Source organism: Streptomyces sp. RB17 (assembly GCF_009604455.1).
In the GTDB taxonomy this organism is placed as follows: Bacteria; Actinomycetota; Actinomycetes; order Streptomycetales; family Streptomycetaceae; genus Streptomyces.
On sequence record NZ_WEGL01000006.1, the window covers coordinates 502,312 to 515,566 of the forward strand.

Consider the following 13,255-nt stretch of genomic DNA (forward strand, 5'->3'; position numbering starts at 1 on the left):
ACGCTGGTGCCCGGCCGTGATCACCCGTAGGGGCGGGCCGAACAGGAGACGCACCAGCATGACAGCCCCGGAAGCCGAGAGCCTCCGCGTCCGCCCCGCCCCACGGGGGCGGTCCGAGTGGCGTGCTCAGATACCCGTCGTCGCGGTCGTCGCCCTCGGCGGCGCCCTCGGCGCCTGCTGCCGCTACGGCCTCTCCCTCGCCTGGCCCACACCACCCGGCTGCTTCCCCTGGGCGACCTTCCTCACCAACGTCATCGGCTGCGCGGTGATCGGTGTCTTCATGGTGCTCATCACCGACGTGTGGGCCGCCCACCGCCTCGTACGCCCCTTCTTCGGCACCGGCGTGCTCGGCGGCTTCACGACCTTCTCCACCCACGCCGTCGACGTCCGCAAGCTGCTCGACGCGGGCCGCCCGGGCCTCGGGCTCGCCTATCTCGCCGCGACGCTGTGCGCGGCCCTCGCCGCGGTGTGGCTCGCCTCGGTCGCCGCCCGCCGCGTGCTGCTCAGGAGGCAGCGATGACATCACTCACCGGCCGGGCCCTCAGGCTGACCGTCTACATCGGCGAGGACGACACCTGGCACCACAAGCCCCTGTACTCGGAGATCGTGCACCGCGCGCACGCGGCCGGGCTCGCCGGGGCGAGCGTCTTCCGGGGCATCGAGGGCTTCGGCGCCTCCTCCCGGATCCACACCTCCCGCCTGCTGTCCCTGAGCGAGGACCTGCCCGTGGCGGTCGTCGTCGTGGACGCCGAGGAGCGGGTACGGGCGTTCCTGCCGCAGCTCGACGAACTCGTCGACGAGGGGCTCGTGACCCTGGAGGAGTGCGAGGTCGTCCGGTATGTGGGGCGCACGGGCGGCCCCGAGGGCACGGATCCGAAGGGTAAGAAGTCGTTGTGAACTGGCTGCTCGTGATCGCGGGGGCCGTGGTCGGCGCACCGTTGCGCTATCTGACCGACCGTGCCGTGCAGGCCCGCCACGACTCGGTCTTCCCCTGGGGCACCTTCGTGGTGAACGTCACCGGCTCCCTGATCCTCGGGCTGCTCACGGGCGCCTTCTCGGCCGGGGCGGCCGGCCCCCATCTGCAGTTGCTGGTGGGCACCGGGTTCTGCGGAGCGCTGACGACGTACTCGACCTTCTCCTATGAGACCCTGCGGCTGGCCGAGGCCGGCTCCGGCCGCTATGCCGCGGTCAACGTCGCGGCGAGCCTGGTGGCGGGGCTCGCCGCCGCCTTCGCCGGCGTCTCGCTCGCCGGCGCCCTGTGGGCCTAGGCGCTTGCCAGAGCGCCGGGCGCAGCAAGTACTGTCTACAGCAATGTCGACCAACTCTCCTCAGAACTGGATCCCATGAGCGCCATCTCCGTCGGTCAGGCCGTCGTCCTCGGGGTAGTCGAGGGGGTGACCGAGTTCCTCCCGGTGTCCTCCACCGGTCACCTGAAGATCGCCGAGGGACTCATGAACATCCCGGTCGACGACAAGTCCGTCGTCGGTTTCTCCGCCGTCATCCAGGTCGGCGCCATCGCCGCCGTGCTCGTGTACTTCTTCAAGGACATCAAGCGGATCGTCTCCGCCTGGTTCCGCGGTCTGACCAACCGCGAGGAGCGCTACCACCACGACTACAAGTTCGCCTGGTGGGTGATCGCCGCCACCGTCCCGATCGTCGTGGTCGGCCTGGCCGCCAAGAAGCTGGTAGAGGGCCCGCTGGGCTCGCTGTGGGTGGTGGCCGGCTCGCTGATCGTCGGCTCCGGTGTGATGTGGGCGGCCGACCAGATGGGCCGGCACAAGCGCGGTGAGGACGACACGTCGTTCAAGGACGCGATGTGGGTCGGCTGCTCGCAGATCCTCGCCCTGCTCTTCCCCGGCTTCTCCCGCTCCGGCGCCACCATGTCCACGGCGCTCATCCTCGACCTCGACCGCGTCGCCGCCACCCGCCTGTCCTTCTTCCTCGGCATCCCGGCCCTGACCGGCGCCGGCATCTACGAGCTCAAGGACGCCCTCGGCGCGGGCGTGGGCGCGGCGCCGCTGGCCGTCGGGACGATCGTGTCGTTCGTGGTCGCCTACGCCTCCATCGCCTGGCTGCTGAAGTTCGTTGCCAAGCACTCCTTCAACGCCTTCGTGATCTACCGGATCGTCATCGGCGTGGGCCTGCTCGGCCTGCTCGGCGCGGGCGTGCTCAACGCCTGACCGAACCCTCCTGATCACCCACGGGGTGCGGATGCCTGCATTCAGGCGCCGCACCCCGTGAATGTTTTCTTACGGGACGCCTTGACAGTCCCGGCCCGCAACCCGCAGGATCGCTCCCGTGAACCTGTCAGACAGCCAGACAGGTGGCCCAGGCCCCCGGCGTGTGAGCGCCATGGAAGCGGTCCTGGCCCACCTCCGCGGCGCCATCGAACGCGGCGCGTACGCCATCGGCGACAAGCTCCCCTCCGAGGCCGAGCTGTGCCGCACCCTCGAGGTGTCCCGGCCCGTGCTGCGCGAGGCACTGCGCGCGCTGCAGACGATGGGCCTGACCGTCTCCCGGACCGGCAAGGGCACCTTCGTCGTCGCGAACGCCGTCGAGGACCCCACCTTCGGCGACTACGCCGCCAGCGACCTGCTCGAGGTGCGCCGGCACATCGAGGTCCCCGTCGCCGGGTACGCGGCCGTGCGCCGCACCCCGGAGAACCTGGACCACCTGGCCCATCTGCTCGACCGCATGGAGCGGGAGACGGACACCACGGCCTGGGTCGCGATGGACACCCTCTTCCACCTCGCGATCGCCGAAGCCGCCCAGAACCCGGTCTTCCGCCGGGTCATCGAGGAGATCCGCGACGCACTGGCGCGTCAGTCGGCCTTCCTCAACGAGCTGGGCGGCCGCCGCGAGCAGTCCAACCGCGAGCACCGGGCCATCGTCGAGGCGCTGATCGACGGTTCCGAACACGACGCGGTTCAGGCCATGAGCCACCACCTGGACCGCGTCGAGACGACCCTCACCGACATCGTGCGTCCCCAGCGGACGGACGACCTCCCCACGGAAGGCGGACCCGAGGCGTGAGCGAGCAGCACCTCAAAGACGAGACGCGCCCCTCGTCCGGCCATGTCGACGCCGGAGACGCCGGCTACAGCAAAGGCCTGAAGCACCGGCACGTCAACATGATCGCCATCGGCGGAGCCATCGGCACCGGCCTCTTCCTCGGCGCGGGCGGCCGGCTCGCCGACGCCGGACCCTCCCTCTTCATCGCCTACGCCGTCTGCGGCGTCTTCGCCTTCCTGGTCGTACGCGCCCTCGGCGAACTCGTTCTGTACCGCCCGTCCTCCGGCGCCTTCGTGTCGTACGCCCGGGAGTTCCTGGGCGAGAAGGGCGCCTACACCGCGGGCTGGATGTACTTCCTGAACTGGGCGACCACCGGCATCGCCGACATCACCGCGGTCGCCACCTACACCCACTACTGGGGCATGTTCTCCGACATCCCTCAATGGTTGATCGCATTGATCGCCCTTGCGGTCGTCCTGACCGTCAACCTGATCTCCGTCAAGATATTCGGTGAGCTGGAGTTCTGGTTCGCGATCGTCAAGGTCGGCGCGCTCGTGGTCTTCATGGCGATCGGTATCTTCCTGCTGGTCACCCAGCACCCGGTCGCCGGCCACCACCCCGGTCCGTCCCTGATCACCGACAACGGCGGCGTCTTCCCCAACGGCCTGCTGCCGATGCTGCTGATCATCCAGGGCGTCGTCTTCGCCTACGCCTCCGTCGAGCTGGTCGGCGTGGCCGCCGGTGAGACCGAGAACCCCGAGAAGATCATGCCGAAGGCGATCAACTCGATCATGTGGCGGGTGGGCCTGTTCTACGTCGGCTCCGTCGTCCTGCTGTCCATGCTGATGCCCTGGACCGGCTACAGCGCCGGCGAGAGCCCCTTCGTGACGGTCCTGTCCCACATCGGCGTCCCCGCGGCCGGCGACGTGATGAACCTGGTCGTGCTGACGGCCGCCATGTCCTCGCTGAACTCCGGCCTGTACTCCACCGGCCGCATCCTGCGCTCCATGGCCATGAGCGGTTCCGCGCCGAGGTTCACCGCGCGGATGAGCCGCAGCCAGGTCCCGTACGGCGGAATTCTGCTCACCAGCGGCATCTGCGTCCTCGGCGTGGGCCTCAACTACGTCGTCCCCGCCGACGCGTTCGAGATCGTCCTGAACTTCGCGGCGATCGGCATCCTCGCGACCTGGGGCATGATCATGCTCTGTCACCTGCTCTTCTGGCAGAAGACCCAGAAGGGCGAGCTGACCCGGCCGTCGTACCGGCTGCCGGGCTCCCCCTGGACCGAAGTCGTGACGCTGGCGTTCCTCGCCTCCGTCCTGGTCCTCATGTACGCCGACGGCGGCACCGGACGCACCACCGTGCTCTGTCTGCCGCTGATCGTCGCAACCCTGGTCGCGGGCTGGTACGGCATCCGCGGCCGGATATCCCGCACGTCCACCGGCGCCGACGCGTGACCCGCGTACCGGCCGACCCGACTCATCGATGCAGGCAGTGATGTACAGCAGTTCCCCGGCGGACGCACCCCTTGTCCGCGAACCCCTCCACGCCCCGGTCGCCCACCTCATCCGCGGTGGAGTCGTCGAGGGCATCCACTACGGTTCCGTCGTCGTCCTCGGCGCCGACGGCACGGTGGAGTTCCAGCTCGGCGACATCGAGGCCGCCTTCTACCCGCGCTCGGCCGTCAAGCCGCTGCAGGCCGTGGCCATGCTGCGGGCCGGGCTGCCGCTCGACGGCGAACTGCTGTCGCTGGCCGCCGCCAGCCACTCCGGCGAGAACCGTCACCTCGCCGGCGCCCGGCGCATCCTCGAACTCGCCGGGCTCACCGAGGACGACCTGCGCAACGTCCCCGACATGCCGTTCGACCCGGCCGTCCGGGACGCCTGGGTGCGCGCGGGCCGCACGCCCTCCCGGCTCGCCCAGAACTGCTCCGGCAAGCACGCGGCCATGCTGTGGACCGCCCAGCTCAACGGCTGGTCCCTCACGGACTACCTCGACCCGAAGCACCCGCTGCAGCAGGCGATCCAGGAGATCGTCGAGGACCTGACCGGCCAGCGGGTCGCCCGGGTCACCGTGGACGGCTGCGGCGCGCCGCTGTTCTCCATCTCCCTGCACGGCCTCGCCCGTGCCCTGTCCCGGATCACCTCGGCCGCCCCCGGCACGCCCGAGGCCCGGGTCGCCGACGCGATGCGCTCGCACGCCGAGATGGCCTCCGGCGCGGGGCGGGACGTGGCTGCGTTGATGCGAGCCGTGCCCGGGTTGCTCGCGAAGGATGGTTTCGAGGGCGTGCAGGTTGCCGCCCTGCCCGATGGGCGGGCCGTCGCGGTGAAGATCGCGGACGGGGCGAACCGGGCGCGGATTCCGGTGGCTGCGGCGGCGCTCGCTCGCGCGGGCGTGGATCCCGAGCTGCTGACCGAGTTCTCGGGGGAGCCGCTGCTCGGGGGTGGGGAGCCGGTGGGTTGTGTGCGTGCGGTGCGTGCGCTGGACCCCGTTGAGCTTCCTGCCTGCGCATAGGGATTCGCCGATTTCAGAGGGGGACTACGGGTCGTCGCGGGTCTGCCGGCCGTCTGTGGTCGATCGCGCAGTTCCCCGCGCCCCTTTCAGGGGCGCTTTCACCTCCGTACCTCAGAAAGAGGACCGTTTCCTCATGACCGCCGCCACCACTCGCAGCGAACACGATCTGCTCGGCGACCGGGACATACCCGCCGACGCGTACTGGGGTGTGCACACCCTGCGTGCAACGGAGAACTTTCCCATCACCGGCACCGCGATCTCCGCCTACCCGCACCTGATCGACGCCCTGGCCGCCGTCAAGGAGGCCGCCGCTCTCGCCAACGAGGAGCTCGGCCTGCTGGCGCCGGAGAAGGCGCGCGCGATCGTCGCCGCCTGCCAGGAGATCCGGGCGGGCAAGCTGCACGAGCAGTTCGTCGTCGACGTCATCCAGGGCGGCGCCGGCACGTCCACCAACATGAACGCCAACGAGGTCGTGGCGAATCGCGCGCTGGAACTCCTCGGCCATGACAAGGGCCGGTACACGTACCTGCATCCCAACGAGGACGTCAACCTCAGCCAGTCCACCAATGACGTCTATCCGACCGCCGTCAAGATCGCGACGGTGTTCGCGGTCCGTGGACTGCTCAAGGCCATGGCTGTACTGCAGGACGCCTTCGCCCGTAAGGCGGTCGAGTTCCGTGACGTGCTCAAGATGGGCCGCACCCAGCTGCAGGACGCCGTGCCGATGACGCTCGGTCAGGAGTTCTCGGCCTACGCCGTGATGATCGAGGAGGACCGCAGCCGGCTCGCCGAGGCCGTCGAGTTGATCCATGAGATCAACCTGGGCGCCACGGCCATCGGTACGGGGCTCAACGCGCCCGCCGGGTACGCCGAGGCCGCCCGCCGACACCTGGCCGACATCACCGGACTGCCGCTGGTCACCGCCGCCAACCTGGTCGAGGCCACCCAGGACTGCGGTGCCTTCGTGCAGATGTCCGGTGTGCTGAAGCGGATCGCCGTCAAGCTCTCCAAGAGCTGCAACGACCTGCGGCTGCTGTCCTCCGGTCCGCGTGCGGGCCTCGGTGAGATCAACCTGCCGCCGGTGCAGGCCGGTTCGTCCATCATGCCGGGCAAGGTCAACCCGGTGATCCCCGAGGTGGTCAACCAGGTCGCCTTCGAGGTGATCGGCAACGACGTCGCCATCACCATGGCCGCCGAGGCCGGACAGCTCCAGCTCAACGCCTTCGAGCCGATCATCCTGCACTCCCTGTCGGAGTCCGTCACGCACCTGCAGAGCGCCTGCCTCACCCTGGCCGAGCGCTGCGTGTCCGGCATCACCGCCAACACCGAGCGGCTGCGCGCCACCGTGGAGAACTCCATCGGCCTGGTCACCGCCCTCAACCCGCACATCGGGTACACGGCCGCCACCGAGATCGCCAAGGAGGCGCTCGTCACCGGCCGTGGCGTGGCCGAACTGGTGCTGGAGAAGGGCCTGTTGCCGGCCGAGAAGCTGGCCGGGCTGCTGCGTCCCGAAGTCGTCGCCGGCAGCGGGGCGCCTGCCGCCTGACCTGCGGTTACGGGCCGGTATCAGCCCGTACGCGAGTGGGCTCCAGGGCCGGTGCGGAGGCACAATGGTGATCATGACAACGACGTCGTCCCTCACCTTCCTGCCGGTCCTGGAGCGCATCGCCGAGGAGATCGAGCGCACGCCCGGACGCGGCCGGGCCGCCGACTACATCCCGGCCCTCGCCGCCTGCGATCCCCGCCGCTTCGGCATGGCCGTCGCCGAGCTGGACGGCACGGTGTACGGGGTGGGGGAGTGGCGCGAGCCGTTCTCCACGCAGTCCATCACCAAGGTCTTCACCCTGGCCCTGGACCTGTCCCGCGAGGGCGACGAACTCTGGGAGCACGTGGGCCGCGAGCCCTCCGGCAACCCCTTCAACTCCCTGGTCCAGCTGGAGTACGAGAACGGCATCCCGCGGAATCCCTTCATCAACGCGGGCGCCCTCGTCGTCACCGACCGCCTCCAGACCCGTACCGGAGACGCGGCCGGCGAACTGCTGACCTTTCTGCGCACCGAGAGCGGCAACGCCACCCTGGACTTCGACAAGGAGGTCGCCGCCTCCGAGACCGCCCACGGCGACCGCAACGCCGCCCTCGCCCATTTCATGGCGTCCTACGGCAACATCGACAACGACGTGCCGACCCTGCTCGACCAGTACTTCCGGCAGTGCTCCGTCACCGCCTCCTGCGCCGACCTGGCCCTCGCCGCCGGCTTCCTCGCCCGGCACGGCATCCGCGCCGACGGCAGCCGCCTGCTCACCCGCAGCCAGGCCAAGCAGGTCAACGCGGTGATGCTGACCTGCGGGACGTACGACGCGGCCGGTGACTTCGCCTACCGGGTCGGTCTGCCCGGCAAGAGCGGCGTCGGCGGCGGAATCATCGCGGTGGTGCCGGGCCGCTGCACCCTGTGCGTGTGGAGCCCGGGCCTGGACGAGCGCGGCAACTCGGTGGCGGGGGTGGCGGCCCTGGACCGGTTCACCACGCTGACTGGGCTCTCGGTGTTCTGACAGGACTTGTTGACAGGAGACAAGCCACGACGTACCCGCAGCCGGCAACGCGCTCTCACCCACCAGTTACATCGCGGCCCCCGCCCGGCAGGGCTGCCGTCGCCTTCCGGCCACCCGGCGTTGACACGCTGAAGCAGTGTTGGCCATGGCATTCCCCGTCGATCTCCGCCGCTGCCAGGTGCTCGGGCTGGCCGGCACCGCCTTTCTCGCGCTGGGCGGTGAGACGGCCGGTGCCCTGCCCGTGCAGGATCTCCTGGCCCCCGCCTCGGTGCAGGTCGCGCTCGGCCTGGTCGGGGTGTACTTCGGCGTCGTCCTGCTCATAGCGGCCTGGGTGCTCCTCGGCCGGCTGGTGCGCGGCCCCCAGCCGCCCACCCCGCGTGCCCTGCTGCTGGTGCTCGCCGTGTGGACGGCACCGCTGCTGCTCGCGCCCCCGCTGTTCAGCCGGGACGTCTACAGCTATCTCGCGCAGGGCGCCATGGTCGACGCCCACATGGACGTCTACGCCCAGGGCCCGGCCCAGCTCGGTGGCCCGCTCGCCGACGAGGTGGCCCCGATGTGGCAGCACACCGGCGCCCCGTACGGCCCCGCCTTCATGGCCCTGGCCTCCGCGCTGTCCGGCCTGACCCGCGGGCAACTGCCCGAAGGACTGCTCGGCATGCGCCTGGTCGCGCTGCTCGGCGTGGCCCTGATGGCGGTGGCGCTGCCCCGCCTCGCCCGGCACAGCGGCGCCGACCCGGCCGCCGCCCTCTGGCTCGGCGCCCTCAATCCACTCGTCCTGCTGCATCTGGTCGCGGGTGCCCACAACGACGCCCTGATGCTCGGTCTGCTGGGGCTCGGGCTGGTCGCCGCGCGCGGGGACCGGCCGGCCGGCGGTGTCCTCGGGGCCGTCCTCGTCACCCTGGCCGCCCTGGTCAAGGCGCCGGCCGCGCTCGGGCTGCTGGCGGTCGTGGCCCTCCAGGCCCGCTCCGGCCGCCGCCCGCTGCCGGCCGTCCTGACCGCGGCGGCCGCCTCCGCCGTGACCACGGTCGCCGCCACGGCCGTCGCCGGCACCGGCTACGGCTGGATCGGCGCCCTGGCCACCCCCGTCTCCCCGCACAACTGGGCCCTGACCAGCCTGCTCGGCCGTGCCACCGGCGCGCTGCTGGAACACCTCGGCAGCAGTCTCGCGCCGCTGGCCGTGCCGGCCTGGCATCTGCTCGGCCTCGCCGCCACCGCCGTCGCCGTGGCGCTGATATGGCTCCGGCTGCGCGTCAGACCGGTGTACGCCCTCGGGCTCAGCCTGCTGACGGTCGCCGTGTTCGGCCCGGCGATCCGCCCCTGGTACGTGCTGTGGGGCCTGTTCCTCATCGCCGCCGCCGCGCCCAGCACCTCGGTACGGCACCGGGTCGCGGCCCTGGCCGGCGTCCTCGCCCTCGCCGTACTGCCCAGCGGCGGCCCGGCCGACCTCGGGCAACTGGTGCTCGCCGTCTCCGGCGGGGTGCTCGGCGTGGTCGTGCTGTGGCAGGCCCACCAGGCGGCCCAGGCCCCGGCCCCGGGACGCATGGCGTGAGGGGGCCGCGTACGACCAGGGGCCGTCTGCTGCTGGTTCTCTTCCTCGGTGCCGCGGTCACCGTCTTCACGGCGACCGTGCCGCTGCTGCGCGACTTCTTCGACCTGCGCGTCTACTACGGCACCGTGCACACCTGGGCGCACCACGGCGGGCGGATCTACGACTACCAGGTGCCGGGCACCTCGTACGGCTTCACCTATCCGCCGTTCGCCGCGGTCGCCATGCTGCCGCTGGCGCTGCTGGACCGTACCTCGGCGATCGTGGCCTCCCTGCTGGTCAACCTGGCCGCGCTGGCGGTGGTTCTGCGGATCCTGGCCGGAGGGGACTGGCGGCGGCACGGCTGGTACCGGTGGTCGCTGTGCCTGTGCGTGCTCGCGCTGTTCGAGCCGCTGCGGGACACCTTCAGTTTCGGCCAGGTCAACCTGGTGCTGCTCGCCCTCGTCCTGGGGGACTGTCTGCTGCTGGCGACCGGACGGGAGCGCTGGGCGGGCGCCGGGATCGGGCTCGCCGCCGCGGTGAAGCTCACGCCCGCCCTGTTCATCGGCCTGCTGCTGCTCGCCGGACGGCGCCGGGCGGCCGGTGTCGCGACGGCCGTGGCCGTCGCGGCGACCGCGCTCGCCGCCTGGGCGGACCCGCGGGCGTCCCGCTTCTACTGGACGCAGGCGCTGTGGGACACCGGCCGGGTGGGCCGGCTCGACTATGTGTCGAACCAGTCGCTCCAGGGGGTGCTGGCCCGCCTCGGCGAGCCGGGCCGCCCGCTGTGGGCGACGGTGGTCCTGCTGACCCTGTGCATCTGGGCCTGGCGGGCCCGTCGGGCGGTGCGGGCCGGTGACTGGGCGGCGGCGTTCGCGCTCACCGGGGCGGCGGCCTGCCTGGTCAGCCCCATCACCTGGGTGCACCACCTGGTGTGGCTGCTGCCGTCGTTCGCCGTACTGCTGCGCACGGGGCACCCGCGGATCGCGGGCGCCCTGTACGCGGTGCTGTGCACGAGCGTGGTCTGGCTGTGGTTCGACGACGCCTCCGGCATCGGCGGCTTCCTCGGCAGCAACACCTACACCTGGATCACACTGGGTCTGCTGCTCGGCCTGCCGACGGGTCAGCCGGGCGGGGTCCGGTTGTCCTTGGCGCGCAGCGCCAGCGCCGTGGTGCCCGCGGCGAGGGCCGAGAACCCCACGACGATGGCGACGCCCGGCCAGAACGAGTCGTCGTCCGGTGCCTGCGACGTGGCCGCGGCCACCGGCTTGGCCGTCGACGACGGCCGCGACTTGGCGCGCAGCCCGTCCAGCGAGCCGACCGGATCCACCCGGCCGGCCGCCGCGAAGCCCCAGTCGAGCAGCTTGCGCGCCTCCTGGTACACCGCCAGCCCGCCGCCCTGCTGAGGGTTCATCACGGTCACCACCAGCGTGCGGCCGCCATGCCGGGCCGCGGCCACCAGGGTGTTGCCCGCGTGGGTGGTGTAGCCGTTCTTGATGCCGAGCAGCCCGGGATACTTCGTCACGCCGTTCGCGCCGGTCAGCAGCCGGTTGGTGTTCCGGATGCCGTACGACGCGCCGTCCCCGGGGAAGTACGCCTCGGCGGTGGAGCAGTACCGGGCGAAGTCGGGATTGCGCAGGCCCTCACGGCCGAAGAGCGCCAGGTCGTAGGCGGAGGACACCTGGCCGTCGGCGTCGTAGCCGTCGGGGGAGACGACATGGGTGTCCAGGGCGCCGAGGGAGCGCGCCTTGGCCTGCATCTGGGCGGCCGTGGCCTCCCAGCCGCCGTTCAGCGAGGCGAGCACGTGCACGGCGTCGTTGCCGGAGTTGAGGAAGACCCCGCGCCACAGGTCGGCCACCTTGTAGGTGAGTCCCTCCCGGACGCCGACCAGGCTGCTGCCCGCGCCGATGTCCGCCAGCTCCTCGTTGCGCACGGTGTGCCGCATCCCGGCGGGCAGGGAGGGCAGCACGGTGAGGGCGAACAGGGTCTTCAGGGTGCTCGCGGGCGGCAGCTTGCGGTGCGCGTCGCTCGCGGCCAGCACCGCCCCGCTCGCGGCGTCGGCCACCACCCAGGACAGCGCCGACACCTCCGGCACCTCGGGAGCGTCCCGGTGCGGCCGGACCAGGGTGCCGGAGCCGTAGAGCTGGTTCGGTCCGGGCATCGCCGCCCGGGGTGCGGGCGGGGCGGGTTCGCCGGTACGGGGCCCGGCGGAGGCGGCGGCCGGGGTGAGTGCCAGCACGCCCGCCGCGCACAGGGCACAGGTTGATACGGCCACCCGATGAGAAAGAGCGGTGATCATAGGATCAACGTACGAACGTGTTGGCCGTCCCTCGCGCTGGAGCGGCCGTTCGGCTCACACGAGCAACCCGGATGCCGCACCCCGGCCGCCCGCGGGGGCGCTCAGCCGGCGGGCAGGGTGGGCCGGATCTGCCGCAGGAACGCGGCGTTGTCGGGGGTGGAGCGCAGCCGCTCCAGCAGGGTCTCCAGACCGGACGGGCCGCCCTCGCGGGAGCGCAGGACGCGGCGCAGACCGGGTACGGCCGTCAACTCGGCCGGAGTGAGCAGGAGCTCCTCGCGACGGGTGCCGGTGGCGTCGAGGTCCACGGCGGGGAAGAGGCGCCGGGCGGCGGATTCCCGGTCCAGCCGCAGCTCCATGTTGCCCGTGCTCTTCAGCTCCTCGAAGTAGTAGCCGTCGGCACGGGAGCCGGTGTCCACCAGGACGGTGGCGAGGATGGTCAGGGAGCCGCCCTCCTCGGCCTGGCGGGCGGCGCCGAAGAACCGCTTGGGGCCGAGCAGCGCGCCCGCGTCGACACCGCCGCTCAGCGTGCGGCCACCGGCGGCGGAGGCGTTGTTGTGCGCCCGGCACAGCCGGGTCAGCGAGTCCAGCAGGATCACGACGTCCTCGCCGGCCTCCACCAGGCGCTTGGCCCGCTCGACGACGAGCTCGGCGAGGGCGATGTGCTCCTTGGGCGTCCGGTCGAAGGTGGAGGCGTACACCTCGCCGCGCACCGAGCGGCGCATCTCGGTGACCTCCTCGGGGCGCTCGTCCAGCAGCAGGACGATCAGCCGGCATTCGGGGTGGTTGCCGGCCACGGCGGCCGCCAGCTGCTGGAGCAGCACCGTCTTGCCGGTCTTCGGCGGGGCCACGACGAGTCCGCGCTGGCCCTTGCCGATCGGCGCGAAGAGGTCGGTGACGCGCCCGGCCAGTCCGGACGCGGGGTGCTCCAGGCGGATGCGCTCGTGCGGGTGGAGCGGGGTGAGGTCGCGGAAGTGACGCCGGCCGCGGAGGTCCGCCGGCTCGCGTCCCTCGATGCGCGTGACCTCGGTCAGGGCCCGGCGGTCACCGCGGACGCCTTCGACGAGGTCGCCCTTGCGCAGTCCGTGGCGCCGGATCAGGTTCGCCGGGACCTGGGGATCGGCGGGGGAGGCCAGCAGATGCGCGGCCCGCAGCTGCCCCTTCCCCTGCGCGTCGATGTCGAGGACACCGGTGACGAGTCGGGCGGCCGGGGCCTGCTGTACCACGGGAGGGTGTTCGAGTGTGGTGGTCATGGTGGGAGGTCCTTTCACGGACGGAGGAAGGAGCTGGGAAGGGGGGAGAGGCCGCGAGCGGGAGGCCTTGGCAGCTGCCTCCGGGCGGCGGGAACGGCACCTCGGGTAC

General features: G+C 71.6%; 12 protein-coding genes and 1 pseudogene. 11 read left to right on the forward strand and 2 right to left on the reverse strand.

What is annotated here, in order from left to right; translation table 11 throughout:
• Positions 1–58 precede the first annotated feature (58 nt).
• The 11 genes from crcB (SRB17_RS27495) to SRB17_RS48140 all read left to right on the forward strand — a co-directional run bounded on the left by crcB (SRB17_RS27495) (position 59) and on the right by SRB17_RS48140 (position 11,003).
• A complete protein-coding gene (gene crcB, locus SRB17_RS27495; protein WP_153542795.1) occupies positions 59–520 on the forward strand; it encodes a fluoride efflux transporter CrcB in 462 nt (153 codons plus the stop codon).
• A complete protein-coding gene (locus SRB17_RS27500; RefSeq protein WP_153542796.1) occupies positions 517–897 on the forward strand; it encodes a DUF190 domain-containing protein in 381 nt (126 codons plus the stop codon). The genes crcB (SRB17_RS27495) and SRB17_RS27500 overlap by 4 nt, the downstream gene beginning before the upstream one ends.
• Complete coding sequence (crcB, locus tag SRB17_RS27505; RefSeq protein WP_323376310.1) at positions 894–1,268, forward strand: fluoride efflux transporter CrcB; 375 nt, start codon at positions 894–896, stop codon at positions 1,266–1,268. The genes SRB17_RS27500 and crcB (SRB17_RS27505) overlap by 4 nt, the downstream gene beginning before the upstream one ends.
• Positions 1,269–1,343: 75 nt before the next feature.
• Positions 1,344–2,180, forward strand: coding sequence for an undecaprenyl-diphosphate phosphatase (locus tag SRB17_RS27510; RefSeq protein WP_153542797.1), 837 nt, complete (start codon positions 1,344–1,346; stop codon positions 2,178–2,180).
• A 172-nt stretch (positions 2,181–2,352) separates the two neighbouring features.
• A complete protein-coding gene (locus SRB17_RS27515) occupies positions 2,353–3,033 on the forward strand; it encodes a FadR/GntR family transcriptional regulator (protein WP_153543030.1) in 681 nt (226 codons plus the stop codon).
• Positions 3,030–4,469, forward strand: coding sequence for an amino acid permease (locus tag SRB17_RS27520; RefSeq protein WP_323376311.1), 1,440 nt, complete (start codon positions 3,030–3,032; stop codon positions 4,467–4,469). The genes SRB17_RS27515 and SRB17_RS27520 overlap by 4 nt, the downstream gene beginning before the upstream one ends.
• A 40-nt stretch (positions 4,470–4,509) precedes the next feature.
• Positions 4,510–5,526 carry an asparaginase gene (locus SRB17_RS27525; protein ID WP_153542798.1) on the forward strand — a complete coding sequence of 339 codons (1,017 nt, stop codon included), beginning with the start codon at positions 4,510–4,512 and terminating at the stop codon, positions 5,524–5,526.
• A gap of 133 nt (positions 5,527–5,659) precedes the next feature.
• Positions 5,660–7,072, forward strand: a complete 1,413-nt coding sequence (gene aspA / locus SRB17_RS27530) for an aspartate ammonia-lyase (RefSeq protein WP_153542799.1) — start codon at positions 5,660–5,662, stop codon at positions 7,070–7,072.
• A gap of 64 nt (positions 7,073–7,136) precedes the next feature.
• Positions 7,137–8,075 carry a glutaminase gene (locus SRB17_RS27535; RefSeq protein WP_153542800.1) on the forward strand — a complete coding sequence of 313 codons (939 nt, stop codon included), beginning with the start codon at positions 7,137–7,139 and terminating at the stop codon, positions 8,073–8,075.
• A 145-nt stretch (positions 8,076–8,220) separates the two neighbouring features.
• Positions 8,221–9,624 (forward strand): polyprenol phosphomannose-dependent alpha 1,6 mannosyltransferase MptB, encoded by a 1,404-nt coding sequence (gene mptB / locus SRB17_RS27540; protein WP_153542801.1) that lies wholly within the window; start codon positions 8,221–8,223, stop codon positions 9,622–9,624.
• Positions 9,621–11,003, forward strand: a complete 1,383-nt coding sequence (locus SRB17_RS48140) for a glycosyltransferase family 87 protein (RefSeq protein WP_323376312.1) — start codon at positions 9,621–9,623, stop codon at positions 11,001–11,003. Before mptB ends, SRB17_RS48140 begins: the two co-directional genes overlap by 4 nt.
• 59 nt (positions 11,004–11,062) lie before the next feature.
• Here SRB17_RS48140 and SRB17_RS27550 read toward each other — a convergent pair.
• Together SRB17_RS27550 and rho are read right to left on the reverse strand one after the other, a co-directional pair.
• Positions 11,063–11,896 (reverse strand): annotated as a pseudogene (locus SRB17_RS27550) (D-alanyl-D-alanine carboxypeptidase family protein); the annotation flags it as partial.
• Positions 11,897–11,997: 101 nt separating this feature from the next.
• Positions 11,998–13,146 carry a transcription termination factor Rho gene (gene rho, locus SRB17_RS27555; protein ID WP_153542802.1) on the reverse strand — a complete coding sequence of 383 codons (1,149 nt, stop codon included), beginning with the start codon at positions 13,144–13,146 and terminating at the stop codon, positions 11,998–12,000.
• Positions 13,147–13,255 lie beyond the last annotated feature (109 nt).

Coding starts and splice junctions, on each gene's coding strand:
- SRB17_RS27500 (WP_153542796.1), top strand. CDS start 517: ATGACATCACTCACCGGCCGGGCCCTCAGGCTGACCGTCTACATCGGC.
- rho (WP_153542802.1), bottom strand. CDS start 13,146: ATGACCACCACACTCGAACACCCTCCCGTGGTACAGCAGGCCCCGGCC.
- SRB17_RS27535 (WP_153542800.1), top strand. CDS start 7,137: ATGGTGATCATGACAACGACGTCGTCCCTCACCTTCCTGCCGGTCCTG.
- crcB (WP_153542795.1), top strand. CDS start 59: ATGACAGCCCCGGAAGCCGAGAGCCTCCGCGTCCGCCCCGCCCCACGG.
- SRB17_RS27510 (WP_153542797.1), top strand. CDS start 1,344: ATGAGCGCCATCTCCGTCGGTCAGGCCGTCGTCCTCGGGGTAGTCGAG.
- SRB17_RS27525 (WP_153542798.1), top strand. CDS start 4,510: ATGTACAGCAGTTCCCCGGCGGACGCACCCCTTGTCCGCGAACCCCTC.
- SRB17_RS27515 (WP_153543030.1), top strand. CDS start 2,353: ATGGAAGCGGTCCTGGCCCACCTCCGCGGCGCCATCGAACGCGGCGCG.
- mptB (WP_153542801.1), top strand. CDS start 8,221: ATGGCATTCCCCGTCGATCTCCGCCGCTGCCAGGTGCTCGGGCTGGCC.
- aspA (WP_153542799.1), top strand. CDS start 5,660: ATGACCGCCGCCACCACTCGCAGCGAACACGATCTGCTCGGCGACCGG.